General features: G+C 42.9%; 13 protein-coding genes. 5 read left to right on the forward strand and 8 right to left on the reverse strand.

What is annotated here, in order from left to right; all coding sequences use genetic code 11:
* Nucleotides 1–3: 3 nt before the first annotated feature.
* The 3 genes from ABM313_RS03395 to ABM313_RS03405 form a co-directional block, all read right to left on the reverse strand.
* A complete protein-coding gene (locus ABM313_RS03395; protein ID WP_142656499.1) occupies nt 4–252 on the reverse strand; it encodes a DUF4926 domain-containing protein in 249 nt (82 codons plus the stop codon).
* 18 nt (nt 253–270) lie between these two features.
* The gene (locus ABM313_RS03400; RefSeq protein WP_434686296.1) at nt 271–603 is read right to left on the reverse strand and encodes a DUF6883 domain-containing protein; all 333 of its coding nucleotides are present in this window, start codon (nt 601–603) and stop codon (nt 271–273) included.
* A gap of 275 nt (nt 604–878) precedes the next feature.
* Entirely contained in the window at nt 879–3230 is a 2352-nt protein-coding gene (locus tag ABM313_RS03405) for an NACHT domain-containing protein (RefSeq protein ID WP_434686297.1), read from the reverse strand.
* Nucleotides 3231–3600: 370 nt separating this feature from the next.
* On the opposite strand from ABM313_RS03405, the gene ABM313_RS03410 reads away from it, so the two are divergent.
* Complete coding sequence (locus tag ABM313_RS03410) at nt 3601–3759, forward strand: hypothetical protein (protein ID WP_434686298.1); 159 nt, start codon at nt 3601–3603, stop codon at nt 3757–3759.
* Nucleotides 3760–3816: 57 nt separating this feature from the next.
* Here the strand turns inward: ABM313_RS03410 and ABM313_RS03415 are convergent, their stop codons facing one another.
* Nucleotides 3817–6762 (reverse strand): cation-translocating P-type ATPase, encoded by a 2946-nt coding sequence (locus tag ABM313_RS03415; protein WP_434686299.1) that lies wholly within the window; start codon nt 6760–6762, stop codon nt 3817–3819.
* 472 nt (nt 6763–7234) lie between these two features.
* On the opposite strand from ABM313_RS03415, the gene ABM313_RS03420 reads away from it, so the two are divergent.
* The 3 genes from ABM313_RS03420 (at nt 7235) to ABM313_RS03430 (ending at nt 9857) form a co-directional block, all read left to right on the forward strand.
* Nucleotides 7235–8776 carry a protein kinase domain-containing protein gene (locus ABM313_RS03420; RefSeq protein ID WP_434686300.1) on the forward strand — a complete coding sequence of 514 codons (1542 nt, stop codon included), beginning with the start codon at nt 7235–7237 and terminating at the stop codon, nt 8774–8776.
* Nucleotides 8777–8908: 132 nt separating this feature from the next.
* Nucleotides 8909–9508, forward strand: a complete 600-nt coding sequence (locus ABM313_RS03425; RefSeq protein WP_434686301.1) for a hypothetical protein — start codon at nt 8909–8911, stop codon at nt 9506–9508.
* A 190-nt stretch (nt 9509–9698) separates the two neighbouring features.
* Nucleotides 9699–9857 (forward strand): hypothetical protein, encoded by a 159-nt coding sequence (locus tag ABM313_RS03430; RefSeq protein ID WP_434686302.1) that lies wholly within the window; start codon nt 9699–9701, stop codon nt 9855–9857.
* Nucleotides 9858–10124: 267 nt separating this feature from the next.
* Here the strand turns inward: ABM313_RS03430 and ABM313_RS03435 are convergent, their stop codons facing one another.
* Genes ABM313_RS03435 through ABM313_RS03450 form a run of 4 tightly spaced genes read right to left on the reverse strand, consistent with a single transcriptional unit; the run spans nt 10125 to nt 11831 of the window.
* Nucleotides 10125–10775 carry a glucosaminidase domain-containing protein gene (locus tag ABM313_RS03435; protein ID WP_434686303.1) on the reverse strand — a complete coding sequence of 217 codons (651 nt, stop codon included), beginning with the start codon at nt 10773–10775 and terminating at the stop codon, nt 10125–10127.
* 21 nt (nt 10776–10796) lie between these two features.
* Entirely contained in the window at nt 10797–10979 is a 183-nt protein-coding gene (locus ABM313_RS03440) for a hypothetical protein (protein WP_434686304.1), read from the reverse strand.
* Between the two features lie 59 nt (nt 10980–11038).
* Nucleotides 11039–11425 carry a hypothetical protein gene (locus ABM313_RS03445; protein WP_434686305.1) on the reverse strand — a complete coding sequence of 129 codons (387 nt, stop codon included), beginning with the start codon at nt 11423–11425 and terminating at the stop codon, nt 11039–11041.
* Between the two features lie 10 nt (nt 11426–11435).
* Entirely contained in the window at nt 11436–11831 is a 396-nt protein-coding gene (locus ABM313_RS03450; protein WP_434686306.1) for a hypothetical protein, read from the reverse strand.
* An 883-nt stretch (nt 11832–12714) separates the two neighbouring features.
* Here ABM313_RS03450 and ABM313_RS03455 point away from each other — a divergent pair.
* Nucleotides 12715–14841 carry an NB-ARC domain-containing protein gene (locus ABM313_RS03455; protein ID WP_434686307.1) on the forward strand — a complete coding sequence of 709 codons (2127 nt, stop codon included), beginning with the start codon at nt 12715–12717 and terminating at the stop codon, nt 14839–14841.
* Nucleotides 14842–14857: the final 16 nt, after the last annotated feature.

Genomic DNA, 14857 nt, shown 5'->3' on the forward strand with positions numbered 1-14857 from the left:
AGATCATGCTGTAACTAATTGAGGTTTTGGATTAGGTAATGCTGGCTCGAAACGGAGGATCATAAATTCTTCTGGAGTTAATCCTAGAGATTCGTATGTGCGACCATTGCGATCGCTAAATTCGACTTCAAAGGCTTGACCATTGGCAAGTATCTCAACAACTGTACCAACCTGTCCGCGCCATAAATTATCTTGGGGAAGATCGATAGTTAGAGCCACGACATCTAGAAGTTTTACTGAACTTGTTAACATATTTATCAGCTCCAATGACTATAGAGGGTAGCAAGTCGTTAGTTTTGGAATATTTGAACTATGTTCAATAATCCATCCGCTCCGCAGGGTTGCATTTCTATTTTGCCATGTAATCTCAAAATCCACTGTGTATCGTTGCCCAAATCTGTCAGATCTGCCTAATTTAGCTTCATGGGTTTTGATAATCTCTAGCAGAATCAGCCTTAATTCTTCAGCATCTTCTGCTTTCATGCCAAGGATTGAGGAAAACAGTCTGGCTTTATGTTTACCGTCATCATGTTCTAGATTAAGACAGTAATCCCGTAATTTACGAATATCAACAATGGCGTTGTTGGGGTAGGGAATTAGCATATCTAGCTATGACTGTAACAATCGTCTTTATTTTGCCATGTTTGATTGTTTTATAAATGCGATCGCCCCCTCAATCCACAATCCAATGATCGCAACTCACCTCAAATCAAACAGCGATCGCCTATTTTCTCAGACACACCAAATGTTTAAAGCGATCGCACTCTCATTCCACAAACCAACGATCGCATCTCATCCCAAATCGCCTATTTTGGTTAGTCGATTCCATTTTGGCTATCAAATCACCAAACCATTAAAAATAAATCTCTTTTACCTTTTTACCTTTTACTTGACACACTTGGCAATAGCAAACTCTCCTCAATCTCTTGTCTCGTCTCACGGCGCACATAACAGTCACTCTTCAGACACTCTACTAAAAGCTGATTCGCTTCGTAATACTGCTTCAACTTATCGCGTTGCTCCTTTGTAAGTTGCCAATCATGACCAATATTGCGATGTTCGATTAATACTTGGCGAAACTCAGAAATCCATTCTTTCCCAGAAATTTTCCACCATTTCTTCCACTCTGCCTCATCTTGATTAGAGTCAGGCAAGCTATATTTTAAATCTTGCAAGTGTCTGTACAATGTATCACCAGCAATCTCCTTTACGAACTCGATAGCCTTGTTGAGGGCAAGATTAAAATACTTATCAAAATTAAGGCTAAGGGCTAGATTTAGACCGAGATTAATGGCAAAATCCATTATTTTTTCGCAAGCAAGTTCAAGAGCTCGATCAATAGTTTTTTCTATGTCAAGAGCTTTCTCAAGAGAGTCAATAAGAGCAGGATCGAGGTTAAGAAAAAATTTATCATCTTGATAACGTTGAATAGCAAGGTTAGAATCGATCTCTATGGTTGGATATAGGTTGAGGTTTATAGGGATAGTGAAGCAATAGGCACGAACGTCAAGAAGAGTGTATTCGGTTTCTAATGATCGCGATTTCTCATCTGCCCATGCTAAAAATCCCTGTAATTTCTCATCATCTGCTAATAAACTATCAATCTTTCTCTTCATCAAAAGCAATAGATCATCTGCTTCCCTTGCCATCCCGACTGACAGCAAAATCACCTCTCGCCAACGCTTGTCAGTAATATGAGTTACTAGATTTTGTAAGGCAGCTTCTAATTTGCTAGGGCTAGTGGATACGACAATCTGTCGCGCCGCAAAGTATTCATGAAAGGTCAAATGGGAGAAAGAGTAAATCCCTCTAGCGCGTTCCACAAATAGCCCATGCTGTGCCTCTATGGATTTTAATACAGCTTCGCTATCTAACTGCAACTCTTCATCATCGGTTTTCGCATTAGCAGTATTACGAATAAAGTCACAAATATAGTCCTCAAGCTGCCTTTGCTTCACGAAATAGTCGCCTCTCTCAAAGGCAGCCAAAGCAATTTGCGAGAGCATATCCTCCTTTTTCTGTACCGATAAATTCTGATAGACACTATCTCGCCTAATCCTTCTTTTTGAGTCCCATTTCCGCAACAATGCATCCAATCCTTCCTTATAAAGTTCTGAACGATTTGCAGAGAATTTTCCCGACTCTTCAAAAGCTAAACATAACAAAGTCAGCAATAATGGGCTTGTTGCTAATTGTTGAACTCGATTATTTTGTTCAAGTTTTGCTAAAAAATCCTCGGATTTAATTTCTTTCTTACAGAACCAATTTCCAGAAAAAGTAGCAATCTGTCGCTCATCAAAATCTGCTATTTCTACGTCAGTAAACTGCTCAAAAGTGTATTCTTTCGTTGCTATTCGACAAGTCACCACTACCTTGCTTTCGCTATAGTTTCGCGCAAATTCTCGAATCTCACGCAATGCCCGATCATCATATTCAGCTCGAACTTCATCTAATCCATCTAACAAAACCAAAGCCCTACCAGATTTTAAAATCGGTTCAACTTCGATATCCCATTGACTAAATTCTCCCGTCAAAAATTGCAGCAAACTCGGACGATTTTCCCGATCCGCAAAATCCTTTAAAGTTACGAAAACAGGAATAAAATCCGTAAACGCTTTCCCACTAATACAGGACATCGCCAAGAATTTTAAAAACGTAGTTTTTCCTGCCCCTGGTTTACCCAAAATCATCAACTTGCTGTGATTCCTAACCGCTTCGATTCCCTCAACCCGCTTTTGTTTAATTCCTGATAATCCCCACCGATCAAACTCTTCAATTCCACATACAGCCCTTAATTCTTCAAGATCTTTTCTTTGATTGCGGGTTATCTTCTCCAAAATATTTACGTCCGTATAAATATCACTCAAAGCGACAGGTTGCTCCATATCCAAAACCCGCATCGTCCCGCACCGCTTCTGAATATCCCCCGCACATCTCTCCCGCGCCAGTTTCACTAATGCCTCAATGTCTATACTCTCACTCTCAGTCCCTTTTCCAGACTGCGATGGAAGTTGTCTAGATATTTCTTGCCAATTAATTTCCAGTTTTTCGCAGATTGTGACGAAGATTTGACGATCTACAGGTTTACCCGTGAAGAAATTGGAAATTGTAGAGCGTGACTGTACATCAACTAATTCCATTAGCTTCTCTTGCGTTAACTTCTTAGTAGTCAAAGCAATCTTTGCGATTTCGATGCCTGCTGCTGTTGCCTTTAAAGATCGATCGCCCACAACCCAAAATCCTCACAAAACCTTACCAAATTTATTTTATCCAAATTAACCATTCGTAGGGGCATAGCATTCCTGCAAATATCCATAAATCTCACCATCATCTCCAAATCAGGAATGCTATGCCCAAACCCCTCGCAATTCACAACTATCTGCTGACTGCTTAGAGGGTTGAGCATTTGCCAAAGGAGATCGTCGCAAGAATTTGAAAACATTGCTGCAAATGCTCAACCCCTACCGAAATCTCCAAAACACCAATAAAAACATAAGTCGGACATTACACCAACACAACTCATACATTGCTCAAACTTAGCTCAGGTCGATGTTTTCAGCGATCGCATCTAAGCTAATCACATCGAATTAAATCAAAGAAATGAAAAACACCCAAACGACCGCAGCCACAACCAGCGCTAACCCCAACCTCGATATCACCCCTCTCATTATGCCCATCAGTTACTCTCTAGCTACGGTGATTGTCCTAGCAGGGCTAGGTGCTTTTCTCCGTCAACTATTCAACCTCGGCAAAGACTAGCCATGAGTGCCATTACGATCGCCTATGTACTTAACCAATAGGCGATTGCACTTCAAATCATAGCGATCGCGAATGTTTCCGCCTTCTAGCACGCAGGAACAACTTACGCAGTTCTTCCAAACCAATCAAGATTGGTGGACAGGCTAACAAAATTAACCAATGCCAATTAGTTAATGAGGCAGTTCCGAATACTTGTCTAAAGGGAGGGAAGTCGATGAAAGCGAAGAGAGCAACACATTCCACACTAATTCCTAACCAGAGCAAACTATTGTTGGACAAAGACTGACGGAAGATAGAACCCCAAGACGAACGGCAGGCAAATAAATTACCTACTTGACAAGCGACGATCGCCGCTAGAGTCATAGTTGTCGCTTGGCGATAGATACCTGTCACCGTGGGATCGGCAGTATGATTGAGAATCATCGGAGTCACTTGTTGCAAATCTGCTAACGAGTAGCCATAGCTCCACCAGACAATAAAGAATCCCAACATTGAGAGAACTGCCTCAATTACTCCTAGAAATAGATAGGCACGAATTAGTAAGGGAACATTGAGCAGAAATTCCTGTTTAGGACGGGGTGGACGATCCATAATTCCTGCTTCGGGTGTTTCCGCTCCCAAGGCGAGGGCAGGAACCATATCAGTACCCAAATCCACCGCCAGAATTTGTAAAATCGTTAGCGCAGGCGGAATCTTAAAGGCAACCATTCCTAAAAATGGCACAATTTCTGGCACATTTGAGGCAAGGATATAGGTCATGAACTTGCGAATATTCTGATAAATTGCCCGACCCTGCTCGATCGCCACCACAATCGTCGCAAAGTTATCATCTGTTAATACAATATCCGCCGCTTCCCGCGCCACATCCGTACCATTTTGTCCCATCGCAATGCCGATATTCGCGGCTCGTAAGGCAGGAGCATCATTCACCCCATCCCCTGTTACCGCCACGATTTCACCAATATCTTTATATGCTTGCACCAATCGCAATTTATGCTCAGGCGACATCCGCGCAAATACCAAGCCGAAGCGATATTTCACCACCTGTTTTAGTTGGGCATCCGAGAGATGTCCCATGCCTTCACCCGTGACCACCCGCACTTTATCGCTGACTAGTCCAATCTGACGAGCGATCGCTTCGGCAGTCAGTCCATAATCACCCGTCACCATCGTGACTTTGATACCTGCTTGATGACATTGGGCGATCGCCTTCGGTACTTCGTCACGCGGTGGATCGAACATGGCAACTAATCCAATAAAGATCAAATCCTGCTCTAAATCCTGAGCCTTGAGATCGAGCAGTTCCTGTCCTCCCTGACGTGCTGCTAAACCTAACACCCGAAATCCTTGTCTTGCCAAGTCATCATTGGCTCGGACAACTTCATCCCAATAGTCATGGGTTAACTCTTGAGATTTGCCATCGCGCAAAATCCAATGGCAATGTTTGAGAACTTCTAAGGGAGCGCCTTTGGTGAAAGCAAGATTAGGAGATGGACTTGACCATAGTTCTGAATCTTGCCAATGCAAAACCACGGTCATCATCAAGCGGCGCGAATCAAAGGGAAGTTCCCGTAAGCGGGGATATTGCTTTTGTAACTCTTCTAAATTTAGTTCTGCTTTTCCTGCCGCGACTAAGAGAGCCGCCTCGGTGGGATCACCAATTTCTTGCCAACGACTCGGCGCATTGAGATGTACCAGACGGGCATTAGAGCAAAGTGCCGAACCAATGAGTAAAACCTTGGCTTTCCAAGCAGTTTCTAAATCAGGAGGAATATTCACCTTGCCATTGCTGGGATCGTAACCAGCACCTGTAACTTCAATTAGTCTGTTAGTGAGTACATCATTAGCATCATCAGGCTTGGGATTTGGATGATCAGCTTGCGTTGGTTCTGTAGGTAGCCAGAGGTAGCGCACGGTCATTTCGTTTTTAGTTAATGTGCCAGTCTTATCAGTGCAAATTACCGTAGTCGCACTCAGAGTCTCGACTGCGGAAAGTCTTCTGACAAGCGCATTACGTCGCGCCATTCTCTTTACGCCAAGGGCTAAAGCAAGGGTTACCGTCGGCAATAAACCTTCAGGGACATTCGCGACGATAATCCCGATCGCAAAAATAAAGCTCTCAGTCACATCCATGCCAATCAGCAAGTAGCTAAGCGCAAATACCGTAGCTCCCATACCGAGGGCGATCGCGGTAATCAGCCTTACAATCCTTGCCACTTGGATTTCTAGCGTACTGGGTTCGCGCTTTACGACCGTAGTTAAATGCGCCACCTGTCCAAACTCAGTTTCGGAACCCGTCGCATAGACCACCGCTACAGCCCGACCTGCGGCTACGGTCGAGCCTGCCAACACAAGATTAGCGATTTCCGAGGGATTTACTTTTTCTTGCATGGGCTGTTCGCCTTGACGCAGCATAGTTTTACCGCCACGAATGGAAACTGCTTCACGCAGTCTCACAGGATAAGGACTTCGTGCCACAGGCAAGGATTCTCCTGTCATTACAGAAACATCAAGATATAAACTTTCGGCAGAGATTAATCTGGCATCGGCGGAAATGCGATCGCCTTCTTCCAATTGCATGACATCGCCGCGCACCAGTTCTCTTGCAGGAATTTGCTTTAATTCACCATCTCGATAAACTTTCACCTGCATCGGCAAGACTTTTTTCAATGCCGATAGTGCTTTCTCTGCTTGAAACTCTTGCCAAAAGCTGAATATCGCGTTAATCCAGATTACCGCCCAGACTGCCCAGCCCAGTTCAGGGGTACGCGAAATAAAGGCAAGAATTCCTGCTACCCATAGCAGCAGAGCCATAAAATGCGTTAATTGATCGGCAAACCTTAGCCACAATGGACGATGGGCAGGTTCAGGTAATTCGTTTGCACCAAATTTTTCTAATCTCTGTTGAGCTTCATTTTGGGATAGTCCATTAGCAGTAGTACCTAAAGATTGATATACCTCTTCAAAGGACAAAGCCCATAGTGGTTGATGAAGTGATGCCATGCTTCTACTCCTGTAGTGAAGACTACACGCTGATAGTCTGGAATTGTTGGCATAGCTAAAAACTCAAACCCTTGGTAATGGGTTACTTATAAAGCTTAAAAATATCCTTGAGTCTGCTTCACAGGACTTGAGCTTTTAGCCAAGAACTTGGCTTCTTAGTTTGGTTACCATGAACTAAATCTATCACTAGAAGCTTTCGCAAAATCTTAAGACTCTAAAACCCAAAAGAGAATGGCAGCACTTCGCGCTGCTTATTCTCTCTTGGGTTTAAATCGTGATTCGCACGCCGCAAATGGTGAACGTGTTTTAAAGACCCTCTAACGATGGCATAAGTCTAGGGCTGGCACGGGGGCGCAGTCCCTACAAGATCTAAAATTTACAGGTAGGGGCAATCCCCCCGTGGTTGCCCTGTTATGCTAGCAGCAAGAGGTTCATCATCTGAGTTCTACGTAACATCAGTTATAATGCCAATATGTTAGGCAAGCTACTCGATCGCCGCTATCGCATTATCAAAGAACTCGCTGAAGGAGGTTTTTCGCAAACTTACCTTGCGGAAGATACGCGCTTGCCAAAAAATCCCCAATGTGTCGTCAAACACCTTAATCCCACCATTGACGATCCTGTTTTTACCCAAAAGGCGCTAGAACTATTTAAAGCTGAAGCTGAAACCTTGCAGGAATTGGGAAAACATGATCTCATTCCTCAACTTTACGCATATTTTCAAGAGAATAAAGAGTTCTATCTCGTTCAAGAATTTATTGCAGGACATCCACTCAGTAAGGAAATGTCCCCTGGTAGTCAAATGGCTGAGGCGCGGGTTGCCCAAATTATTAAAGAAGTTCTAGAAATCCTACAATTTGTCCATAAATACAATGTCATTCACCGAGATATTAAACCTAGCAACTTAATCCGTCGTCATAGTGATGGCAAGCTAGTGTTGATTGACTTTGGTACTGTCAAACAAGTACAACTGGAAGTTGCTAGCGCCCACCACAAAGCAAGGGTAACCTTGCCCATTGGCACACCTGGATATATGTCCTACGAACAAGAGCGGGGTCAATCGGTATCATGTAGTGATATCTATTCCTTGGGAATGGTGGCTCTACAAGCTTTGACAGGCAAACATCCCAGTCAATTTCCAAGAGATCGCGATAATGAAATTAACTGGCGGAGCTATGCCAAAGTCAGCCGCGAATTTGCCGCAGTTTTAGATCGGATGACCCGATGCAATCCGCGCGATCGCTATCAGACAGTTGATGAAGTCTTAAGGGATATGGCGAAGCTGCCCAAATTAAGTACTGCTTCTCCCAGAATTACTGATGATAGGGATGTGGTTAAGCTCAATCCTTGGTTATTACCATCAGTGATCGCTTTACTAGCATTAGCTGGTGGAGCTTATTTGTTGACTACAGGATGGAATCCTTTCAAAAGCAACATTCTCCCTACCAGCATTCCTAGTCTTTCTATCACCACTCCTACCGCCACCCCTACGATTGCTCCTTCTCCTTCTGTTTTAGTTCAGCCTTCCGCCGCACCTGTTCCCGAACGCAAAACCAGCTATGAGCAACTGACCCTCTATCTCCAAGCCAAAAACTGGAAGGCTGCCGATCATGAAACTTATCTATTACTTCTCAAAGCAGCAGGAAGTCAATCAGATCGTGACGGAACTTTTCACCCCGATGAGTTTAATCGGATTAGTTGTGCAGATCTAGTTTTAATCGATCAACTATGGACACAGGCAAGTAATGGCAAGCAGGGGTTAACTGCCCAGAAAAAGATTTACGAAGATTTTGCTAAAGATATTCGTAAAACATACGAAAATATTGGTTGGCTCAGTCCTACTGGTGAACTTGCGATCGATACAGCCTACGATCGCCAAACTGCGCGTTGGGAATATATCGAAGGTCGTCAACCCAATTTCAAGTCTCCACCCGTTGGACATCTGCCATTTTTGCTACGCGATCCAAATAAAAATTTAGAGCGCATAGCTACTTTATATCGATGCTCATCTTAGTGATGTAACTCCAAAGCATAAAATGGCTATGCCATTTTATGCTTTGAAAACCTTTACTGGATTTGTTTTTGAATTCACAAAAGTGTGGCAATACTTTTGTGAATTGGTATAAACACTAACAAGGATAAAAACATGAGATTAAACTTGCGTAAACTAGCTCTCCTGTTGATGATTTGTAGCTCTCTTAGCTCTGTATTTTTGGCTCATCATGCGATCGCTCAAGTTGCCGAAGTCCCTAACCCTAAGCCCAATGGAGACTTTAGCACTGCCTTTCAACGTGGTAACCGAGGTTTCTATACGATTAATAAATGGTTAGTCGTGCAGTCAGCAGGATCTGGTGCAGAAGACTATGCCTTAAATTGTCGCTACACACCAAATGGACAAGTTAGATCACAAATCCTCAGAGGAGCGATCGTTACTGCGGTTTTTAAGGAACCTGTAAATTTAGGTCGCCCAGAGCCTCCTGATGCTGCTACTGATGCGATCGTTTTAGATAGCGAAGGTTCTCCTTGGCTGCGTGTTCAAGGATCACAGAATGAATTAGCCTATCCCGTTAAGCCTGTAAGTTTTGAGCAGCTAGGAGAATGCTATGTCAAGGCAAATTTGAAGTACATTGCCCCAATCAATCCTGATTCTCTGATTGGTTATAACAAAGAATCGAGTTATTGCAAGAGTCAGGCTTTATATTGTCAATCCAAACTTTTAACATGGTTATCATTGGGGCGCAGTTGAGCGTTAAAGTCTGATACCAGAGATTTTTGGAAAGTGTTGCAAAGCAACACTTTCCAAAAATCTCTGGTGCGCTTTATGCTATTGTGTTTGTAGGAATAGGCAAAAATTTAACAAATCAAGCAAATACGTTCTCAGAAGTAGTCTTTTGTGACTATTTTCTCAATGTAATGTTTTACACCAAAAAATATATATGCAAGGGAATATGCGTATCAAGTTTCACAATCAACCGTTTGTGGATCGAATTTGGCGATCGCTTTATCTTTGCATTTTTAAAAATGCTTCATTATTCATTCTCCCCCATGAAAATGAAGCAGGTCGTAAGGCGCAGTTATCCGCCGCTACATCTTGAGATACCTGTGCCTTGCTTTTACTTTCGATATTACAGCTCTTTGTGATGTGTATCTACAGTCACTTACCCAAGAATAGAGGCGGCGCTTCGCGCCGCCTCTATTCTTGGAGTTTATTTCCTAGTACAGCGACAGCTAAGTAGCTAGGCATAATTAATTACAAAGCAAAACCCGTAGAGTTGCGCCCCGTAGGGGCGCAACTCTACGGGTTTTGGTAATTTATTTTGCACAGGTACTTAGTAAGCAAGGTCAGCGCTAGCTGACCTTGCTTATGTGAAGAATCCTGACAAATCATAGAGACGACGAAGAATTGCCATAATTTTTTTGTCGTAATTGGTATCTTCTGCCCATTGTCCTGCAAGCTGACTCAGCAATGGCGCAGTACCACGCTTAACTAGACTAAACCGTGGATCAACTAGCGTTTGTACCAAAGGTTTGGTGGTGGCATAGGCTTTGAGATGTTGGATCTGCGCCCTTACCCCGATACGCCGATCGCTAAAGCTATCACCCCTAACGCCATTACCGATCGCCCCTATACCACCAAAATTATTTTGTTCGGGTTTAACATCCCCGTCAAATTGGAGAAACCCAGTTTCTAAACACATCTGACAAAATGCGATGTCATAGTTAACGCCTTCGATCGCAGCTTCTTCGCGATAGATCGCTGGCAAGTCACCATAGAGATTTAAAGGTGCTTTATTGAGCCTTAGCAGTCGTAAAAGTTGGACTTCGGAGGTAGCCCCATCGCCCATGATCCGATCCATGCTGCCAGCAAGGACACGAGAACATAATTTTTCGCGACTAGATGCTTGGGCAACTGCTGCAAAATCTTGAGCTTGAACAGAATTTTGACCAAGACGATCCAACGTAAACAATGCGATCGCCCCAGCCCCAAATTGAAGAAACTGCTTTCTTCTCATAACTGTTCTGCTCTATCTAAATTAATAGTTGACCTTGTTGTAATAAACGTTAAGTAAATTTTGTGTTTTTTGACAAGGGGGATTTGACGGATATTGAGTTCTGGGATCACTGCAACTGCGAGGATCTTGAGAGTATGCCGATGCACTGGAAGCAAATGGAACTAGCAAAGCGGAAGCAGAAAGAACTGACAGTAAAAATTTCATGGATTTAGCCTTAGTTTATAGATGAGTTAATTGGAGTGGAGTCTAAATATTTAGAGAAATCAATAAGCTCGTTGCTTGAGAAAATTCGGGATATCAAGCCCAGCTTGATTATTAACCTGCGAATTGCCTGTGTAGAGAAGGCTTTCAGAAACCGCGGATATTAGATCTGGGTCTTGAGTTGAGATTTTTGCTAAGTCAAGAAACAAGCTTTCGATCATTTGCATTGACTCAATGACGCGATGCTTGATCTTGATGCGATCGGTGGCTGACCAAAAGGATTGAGACTCCTCAATCGAGCAGTCAGTCATCAATAGCTCAATCTCATCTAGTAAATGATTTAGAGGGCGATCGCCATCTTGCTGTTGCTCGACTTCATGCTGCTGCACCAACCGAGGCTGAAAATGATGGGCATAGATCGGTGGCGTGGGGAAGGCATCACTTTGCATATTTCCTCCCTTATCGCTGTGTTACTAAGTGAGGATAAACATGAGGTGTGCGGCGATCGCCTCCACGTTCAGCTAAATGCTTAGATAAGTGCAGCTTGGGGTAGGGCAAATCTGCTAGCACCTCTAAAATGCGGCAAAAATCTCGCTGTTGCCTTCTCCCATTCAGGAATTGCGGCATTTCTGATGAATTAGAGTTTTTTTGCAAGTATTGCCGCAGATTGGCGATCGCATTCCAAAAGCTACACATTTCCTCATAGGTGCAAGCCAGTAAAAATGCTTCGATTTCATGCAGTAGCTGCGAAAAGCGATCGGCAATACTGGGTCGGATCGCAGTCTGAGATCTTTCGCTTGGGTGACTTGGTATTAATCTAAGGTGACGTTGGGGCAAATGATGGGGTGCGCTCATGTTTCAATGCCTCTGTTTGTGAGGTTATATGAGGAAAAGTCGTTTTTTGTCGGAAAACATTATTTCCCTATTGCTATATGCACTTACCAGTGATACAAGAGTTAAATATTTCTTTATATGAGGATAAGTGAGTTTAGCGGTCACAGGTTGCTTGAAGTTGTATAAATCAACTGCAATATCCCTTGTTGACAAACACAATACAGTTCAAATTTCAATTTGCACACCAGAAAAAATAGTATTTTTTGTCTGTAAATACATGAATAAAGTCAAGAATACTAATTAGTAAGATACTGAATTCTTTGTATTTACCTAATACAAAAATGGTTCACTACTTAATGAGTAGTTTAGAGGTTTTATTTGTATTAGCCTGAAAAATAACTTTCATTTAAAAGTCGTCAATTAAGTCGCTAGGATGTTGTAAAAAGTCAAAACAAGATCTTTAAATATTTTGTTTGCAAAAACAAGATTTTAAGATAAGTTTGTCTACGGGCATGGATTAGACAACACCTAAAAGGCTTTGTTTATTTAGATACATCAGAAAAGACAAGAAAAAATTGGTACATATCCAAGCCAATGTCAGACTAAATCAGGATTTAGAAAAAAGCTGGATAAATCCATTGCAAACACCAAAATTTATGTTATTTATCTAACGTGAAAAAACAAGAATATGTTGATTTAATTATCTGCAATTGCTGTAATTAGTCATTATAAAAATGTGACTTATTAGTTTGCTAGATAAATTTAGATCGCAAATAGCTCGCAAGACAAATTCAAACAAATGCAAAGCATTTATTTGAATTCTAAAGTTTGAATTCTAGAGTTAATCCCAACTTTTGCATTACTAATCCGATACCGAGACATTACATTGAGAGGAGTTACGACCATGACTACGATGACTATTGAAGATGCGATCGCAATTGTTGATGCAGCTCTACAGCACAAGCGCCTGAGTACTATTCAGGAGCAAGTATTTCGCCAAACATGGGATGGCAAAACTTACGCTGAGATTGCTGAAACTTGTGGATACGATTCTTCTTATATTCGTGACGTGGGTTATCGTCTGTGGAAAATCTTGTCCGATGCTTTTAATGAGCGAGTGACTAAGCACAATCTCCAAGTCGTAGTACGGACTCAAGCCAACAACTTTCAAGTTAAGCCATCTCAACAGGAATCAAACCAGACAAATGCTCACAATCCTCACAAATCCTTGAGTCTCGTCAATCCTCCCAATCCTGAGGCGATCGCTATGGATCTAAATACCAAGCGCTGTGATTGGGGCAATGCGATCGACACATCGATTTTTTATGGTCGTACCGAAGAACTCAGCAGGATCAAAAATTGGGTGATTGGTGATCGCTGCCGTCTTTTAGGAGTATTCGGTATGGGTGGTATTGGTAAAACTGCCTTTGCTACTAAACTCGCTGAACAGGTGCAGACAGAATTTACATTAATTGCCTGGAAATCGCTACGCAATGCGCCCACCGTAGAAACAATGCTTGCCGAATTGGTCAGCTTTTTGACCAACCAAGCGATCGCTACTTTGCCTCAAGATTTAAACAGTCTCTTGGGTATGTTCATTCCTGCATTAAAGCAATCACGCTGCTTGATTGTGTTGGACAATGTGGAATCAATCCTTCGCAGTGGCGACACCACGGGACAATATAGTGAGGGCTATGAAGGCTACGGCGAATTGTTCCGTCAAGTTGGTGAAGTACGTCATCAAAGCTGCTTGATTTTGACCAGTCGCGAAAAACCCCATGATGTATTGCCTCCCGATAGCAGCGATCGCATGGTGCGCTCTCTGCAATTGACGGGATTGAAGGAAGAAGCGCGGCAAATGTTTCAACCAGAATTGGCGATCGCCCCTGCAACTCGTAAATTGATTGATTTCTACTGTGGAAATCCTCTTGCCCTGACAGTGGTATCACGTTCGATTAACAGCATGTTCGATGGTGACATTCAAGAGTTTCTCAATCAAGATGCAAATGTGTTCGGCGATATTCGCTACCTCCTCGATCAACAATATGGTCGTCTTTCAGAACGTGAACAACAGGTAATGTATTGGCTAGCGATCGAGCGCGAACCGATCACCACCGACAATTTGCGTCAAGATATCGTGCCAATGGTTTCCAAATCTCAAATTCTGGAATCAGTGATTTCTCTACGCTGGCGATCGCTAATTGAGAAGAATGCCAATAGCTTCACGCAGCAGCCTGTGGTAATGGAATATATGACCGATCGCTTGATCGATATGGCTTACAACTCAGCAATCGAGCGTAGTCCCGAATTTTTAATGAGCTATGCCCTCGTTCAACATCGCGCCGAAGACTATATTCGCGAAACTCAGATTCGTCATATCTTGCAACCTCTGACCAATCGCCTCTTAGCTCATTATGGCAGTGTTGATACTTTACAACGTGAATTGCATAGCTTACTTGAGACTTTGCGCGATCACCAAACTGCGATCGGCTATGCCCAAGGCAATATCATGAATCTACTGCGGGCTTCGCAAACCGATCTCACTAAAAGCTTTTGTCGTTTCCCTGAGCGGGTGACAGAGCATTCTGATTTACAAATTTTAGAGAGACTGCTCGAAAGCGATCGCGCTGGTGGACTTGCCACATGGGATCACCGCATTCCTTGGGCAAATAATCCCCTCGCACAACAGACTTCCGAATCCAAAACCCAAATTCGCAGCAAAAATCTCTATTACCAATGGACAGAAGGTTCTCTCGAACAGTTGCAACAGGAACTGAAGCAGCAACCTAAATTCCGCAAGAAGTACCATGCTTGGTTAAATGAGACAGAATTTGCAGCGATCGATGCTGATTTTGAAGCCGTAAAGATTACCGACACACTCAATCAACCCGTTGATGCCAGATTGGTTTTCATTAATGAGGTCAACATTGTCGAACCTCCTGTCGGACTGCCAACACCTAGCGATCGCCGCGCCCAAGCAAGAAAGAGAAAGCAAGAGTTGCAAGCTAATCGCGCTAAAAGACTCGGCTAAATAAAAAAGCTTCCCA

Origin of the sequence: Pseudanabaena minima str. Chao 2107 (assembly GCF_051131155.1) — a bacterium.
Classification (GTDB): Bacteria; Cyanobacteriota; Cyanobacteriia; order Pseudanabaenales; family Pseudanabaenaceae; genus Pseudanabaena; species Pseudanabaena minima.

What these genes read in the sequence shown, in the direction of transcription:
- ABM313_RS03415 (WP_434686299.1), bottom strand. Translation starts at nt 6,762, where the DNA reads ATGGCATCACTTCATCAACCACTATGGGCTTTGTCCTTTGAAGAGGTA.
- ABM313_RS03400 (WP_434686296.1), bottom strand. Translation starts at nt 603, where the DNA reads ATGCTAATTCCCTACCCCAACAACGCCATTGTTGATATTCGTAAATTA.
- ABM313_RS03440 (WP_434686304.1), bottom strand. Translation starts at nt 10,979, where the DNA reads ATGAAATTTTTACTGTCAGTTCTTTCTGCTTCCGCTTTGCTAGTTCCA.
- ABM313_RS03450 (WP_434686306.1), bottom strand. Translation starts at nt 11,831, where the DNA reads ATGAGCGCACCCCATCATTTGCCCCAACGTCACCTTAGATTAATACCA.
- ABM313_RS03455 (WP_434686307.1), top strand. Translation starts at nt 12,715, where the DNA reads ATGACTACGATGACTATTGAAGATGCGATCGCAATTGTTGATGCAGCT.
- ABM313_RS03430 (WP_434686302.1), top strand. Translation starts at nt 9,699, where the DNA reads ATGCAAGGGAATATGCGTATCAAGTTTCACAATCAACCGTTTGTGGAT.
- ABM313_RS03395 (WP_142656499.1), bottom strand. Translation starts at nt 252, where the DNA reads ATGTTAACAAGTTCAGTAAAACTTCTAGATGTCGTGGCTCTAACTATC.
- ABM313_RS03425 (WP_434686301.1), top strand. Translation starts at nt 8,909, where the DNA reads ATGAGATTAAACTTGCGTAAACTAGCTCTCCTGTTGATGATTTGTAGC.
- ABM313_RS03410 (WP_434686298.1), top strand. Translation starts at nt 3,601, where the DNA reads ATGAAAAACACCCAAACGACCGCAGCCACAACCAGCGCTAACCCCAAC.
- ABM313_RS03445 (WP_434686305.1), bottom strand. Translation starts at nt 11,425, where the DNA reads ATGCAAAGTGATGCCTTCCCCACGCCACCGATCTATGCCCATCATTTT.
- ABM313_RS03435 (WP_434686303.1), bottom strand. Translation starts at nt 10,775, where the DNA reads ATGAGAAGAAAGCAGTTTCTTCAATTTGGGGCTGGGGCGATCGCATTG.
- ABM313_RS03420 (WP_434686300.1), top strand. Translation starts at nt 7,235, where the DNA reads ATGTTAGGCAAGCTACTCGATCGCCGCTATCGCATTATCAAAGAACTC.